Origin of the sequence: Amycolatopsis panacis (genome assembly GCF_003600245.1) — a bacterium.
GTDB classification, from domain to species: domain Bacteria; phylum Actinomycetota; class Actinomycetes; order Mycobacteriales; family Pseudonocardiaceae; genus Amycolatopsis; species Amycolatopsis sulphurea.
In genome coordinates this window covers 1-3,580 of sequence record NZ_QZFV01000028.1, presented here as the reverse complement: position 1 = coordinate 3,580, position 3,580 = coordinate 1, and the positions used below count along the sequence as shown (strand labels likewise).

The window sequence follows — 3,580 nt, the reverse complement described above, 5'->3', positions numbered from 1 at the left end:
TGTGCGTGAAGGGTCCCTTCACGGACCCGAAACCGGTCCGGCGCACGCCACGAGGTGGTCGCACACACACCTCCGCATCGCCCGCTGCCGGGCCCCCGACCAACTTTGCCGGGGCCCTGGACCCAGAAGCCGTGAAGGGTCCCTTCACAGCCTTCCGGTGTGTGGCCGCGGGGTCAGCGGTCGGTGGCGGGGTCGTCGAGGTAGCGGAGGATGCGGAGCAGGCCGCGTTCGTCGGGTGTGTGATCGTCGGCGCGGCAGGCGGTCAGGCGCCGGGTCACCTCGGCGCGGTCGAGGCCCGCGCCGATCAGGACCAGCTCGGTCCGCCGCGGTCCAACCGGCCAGGCCGAGCGGTCGAGCCGGACGAACGAGCCGACGGTGTGCAAGCCGAACCGGGACCGCGGGTCCGCCGAGCCGAGGTCCAGCGTCCCCTTCACCCGGTACAGACCGGGCGGGCGGTGCTCCAGGAACTCCAGGAAACGCCGTGGGGACAACGGTTCCGCCGAGGTGAACGTGATGCTCTCGTACTGGGTGTGCAGATGCCGCGCGTGGTCGTGGTGATCGTCCGCGCGCAGGTCGTCGAAGGACAGCTGACCGTAGGTCTCCCGCGGGCGCGGGTCGAAGAACAGCCGCGGGTCGACCCGGCCGTGGTCGGTCACCAGCAGCGGGACCCCCGGCGCGAACTCCTCGGCGACGGTGCGGACCTTGGCCAGCGCGTCCGCGTCGGCCCGGTCGGCCTTGTTGAGGATCACCAGGTCGGCCAGGCGCAGGTGGTCGGCGAGTTCCGGGTGGCGGGTGCGGCTGGTCTCGAACTCCGCCGCGTCGACGACGGCGGCGAGCCCGCCGTAGCGGATGTCCGGGTTCTCGCTGGCGATCATCAGCCGCAGCAGGTCGCGGGGCTCGGCGATGCCGCTCGCCTCGACCACGATCACGTCGATGCCCGCCTCCGGCCGGGAAAGCCGGCCCAGCATGGCGTCCAGCCCGCTCGCGTCGACCGCGCAGCACAGGCAGCCGTTGCCGAGCGAGACCATGGTGTCGACCTGCCCGGCGACCGCGAGCGCGTCGACGTTCACCTGGCCGAAATCGTTGACCACCACGCCGATCCGGGCGCCCTGGCGGTTCGCGAGCAGATGGTTGAGCAAGGTGGTCTTGCCCGCCCCGAGGAAGCCCGTGATCAGCACCACCGGAATCCGCTGCCTGCGCACGTGCCCTCCTCCGCACCGGCCGTCGAGCCTATCCTGCCCTCATTCGGAGGATTGGCCGGGACGGGCCGGTCGCGAAGGCGGAGAATGGCGGGCATGACCGCAGTACTCGTCGCGCACGCCGGGAAGAACGGTGGCACCCGCGGGATCGCCGAGGTGATCGCCGGCGAGCTTCGGGAGTGCGGGCTGAGCGTGGACCTGCGGCCCGCGGGCGAGGTCTGCGAGGTGAGGCCGTACAAGGCCGTGGTGGTGGGCAGCGCGCTCTACTACCGGCGCTGGCGGCCGGAGGCGGTGCGGTTGCTGCAGGAGCACACCGAGGCGTTGCGGGAGCGGCCGGTCTGGCTGTTCCACAGCGGCCCGTGCGGCCCCGCCGCGCAGCCGGCCCGGGTCAGCCTGCCCGCGCGGGTCGCCCTGCTGGCCGCCGCGATCGACGCCGAACGCACCGCGACCTTCGGCGGCCGGCTGGATCCCGCCACCACCCGCGGCTTCGGCCGGCTGCTGGCCGTGGGCCGGCGGGCCGGCGATTTCCGGGACTGGGACCGGATCCGGGCGTGGGCCCGGGACGTCGGTCAAGGGGTCCGCGCGCACGCCGAACTCTGATCTGGTTTTCCTTGGCATGAAAGGCTTTTCCGGTGACTCGGGCGGCGGGGCGGAATTCCCCGCCTGCCTCGCCGGAGGCCTGGACACAATCGGTTACGGCCGTTGACGGGTGGTCCCGGCGCTGACCGCTGTCCGTATCCCCGGTGGTCGAGCTGCCTACCGGTTCGCTGACCTGGGGGTTTGCTCTCGACTATCGGACGATATATCGTGATCATGTCGGCGATAGAGCTACGATAGGGGAACGACATGACGAAGACGGCGGGCGGCGACCACATGTTCGGTGGATTCGGTGGCCCGGACCGCGATTCCGGGTTCGGGTTCGGATTCGCCGGGCGCGGCAGGCCGGGCCGGGAGGCGCGCGGCGGGTGGCCGGGATTCGGCCGGGAATCCGGTGGCCCGCCGTGGTTCGGTGGCCCACCGGGGGAGCGGGGGCCGGAGGGGCGCGAAGGCCCCGAGCGTCCGGCGGCGGAAGACGGCGGCTCGGGTCGGTGGCCCGGTTTCGGTGGCCACGCCGGTTTCGGCCATCCGGGTCACGGGCACGGCGGGTTTGGTCACCGGGGCGAGGGGCATGGTGGTTTCGGCCGTCCGGGCGAGGAAGGCAGCAGGTTCGGCCATTCAGCCCCGTGGCACGAGCACGGCTTCGGCCACCCCGGCGCGATGCACGGCGGCTTCGGCCATCCAGGCGAAGGACCCGGCAGGTTCGGCTGGCCGGGGCACCCCGGAGCCTTCGGTCATCCGGCCGACCACCACGGGCCGGAAGGCGACGAGCACCGTCGGGACGCCGGGGGCAGGGTGCCGTTCGGCGCCGAGGCCCGCGGCCCGGGGTGGTTCCCGCCCGTCCCCCCGGGACCGCCGATGCCCCCGGGTCCTCCGGGGCCGATGCACGGATTCCCCGCGTTCCCAGGGTTTCCCGGCGGGCGGGGTGGTCCGCGGGGCGGGCGGGGCGCGGCCAGGCCGGTGCGGCCCGCGGTGCTCGCTCTGCTCGCGGAGGAGCCGCGGCACGGCTACCAGCTGATGCAGGAGATCCGCCGCCGCACGAACGACGAGTGGCGGCCGAGCCCGGGGTCGATCTACCCGATTCTGCAGCAGCTCGAAGACGAAGGGCTGGTGCGCACCGCCGAGGAGGGCGGCCGCCGGGTCGCGCACCTCACCGAGGCGGGGCGGGAGCACGTCGCGGGGCGCGAAGAGGAGTTCGCCGCGCTGTGGGAGTCCTCCGCCGGCGCGGACGAGCCGGGGGCCGATCGGCTCGCCGCGGTGTACCAGCAGCTCAGCGAGCTGTCCGCGGCCGCGTTGCAGGTCACGCACGCCGGGACGGACGCCCAGCTGGCCGAGATGCGCAAGATCCTGCGCGAAACCCGCCGCCGGCTCTACGCTCTGCTCGCCGAGGAAGAAGACGAGGACGACGAGTGAAACGCGGTGGGCGAGTCCACAGTGGACTCGCCCACCGCGGGCCGGAGGCTCGGTGAAGATCACCGACATCACGCCGGACCGGCTGCGGCTGCCGCTCGATCCGCCGCTGCACGCCGCATGGGATCCCGAACCCCGGCCGCATTTCGACGCGACCGTCGTGCGGGTGCACACCGACGAAGGCGTCACCGGCATCGGCTCGGGCCGGGTCCGATGGCTGTGAAGGGAACCTTCACGGACGCAGAGTCCAGGGCGTCGGCAAAGTCGGTGTGGAGGGCCCTGCGCAGCTGCGGAGGGCTGTGAAGGGTCCCTTCACGGACTCTGAGTCCGTCAGGGGCACCCTCACGGACCCGAAACCGGTCGGGCAGCCACGG

At 73.0% G+C, this 3,580-nt stretch carries 4 protein-coding genes; 3 read left to right on the top strand and 1 reads right to left on the bottom strand.

The genetic code is table 11. The features are described from left to right. Positions 1–173 precede the first annotated feature (173 nt). Positions 174–1,202, bottom strand: coding sequence for a CobW family GTP-binding protein (locus D5S19_RS02425; RefSeq protein WP_120021682.1), 1,029 nt, complete (start codon positions 1,200–1,202; stop codon positions 174–176). A gap of 93 nt (positions 1,203–1,295) precedes the next feature. On the opposite strand from D5S19_RS02425, the gene D5S19_RS02420 reads away from it, so the two are divergent. From D5S19_RS02420 to D5S19_RS02405, 3 genes are all read left to right on the top strand, one after another. Continuing rightward, positions 1,296–1,799 carry a flavodoxin domain-containing protein gene (locus D5S19_RS02420; RefSeq protein ID WP_120021684.1) on the top strand — a complete coding sequence of 168 codons (504 nt, stop codon included), beginning with the start codon at positions 1,296–1,298 and terminating at the stop codon, positions 1,797–1,799. Positions 1,800–2,045: 246 nt separating this feature from the next. Continuing rightward, positions 2,046–3,209, top strand: coding sequence for a PadR family transcriptional regulator (locus D5S19_RS32795; RefSeq protein ID WP_233573675.1), 1,164 nt, complete (start codon positions 2,046–2,048; stop codon positions 3,207–3,209). A 52-nt stretch (positions 3,210–3,261) separates the two neighbouring features. Next, the gene (locus D5S19_RS02405) at positions 3,262–3,429 is read left to right on the top strand and encodes a hypothetical protein (RefSeq protein ID WP_233573674.1); all 168 of its coding nucleotides are present in this window, start codon (positions 3,262–3,264) and stop codon (positions 3,427–3,429) included. Positions 3,430–3,580 lie beyond the last annotated feature (151 nt).

What these genes read in the sequence shown, in the direction of transcription:
- D5S19_RS02420 (WP_120021684.1), top strand. Translation starts at nt 1,296, where the DNA reads ATGACCGCAGTACTCGTCGCGCACGCCGGGAAGAACGGTGGCACCCGC.
- D5S19_RS32795 (WP_233573675.1), top strand. Translation starts at nt 2,046, where the DNA reads ATGACGAAGACGGCGGGCGGCGACCACATGTTCGGTGGATTCGGTGGC.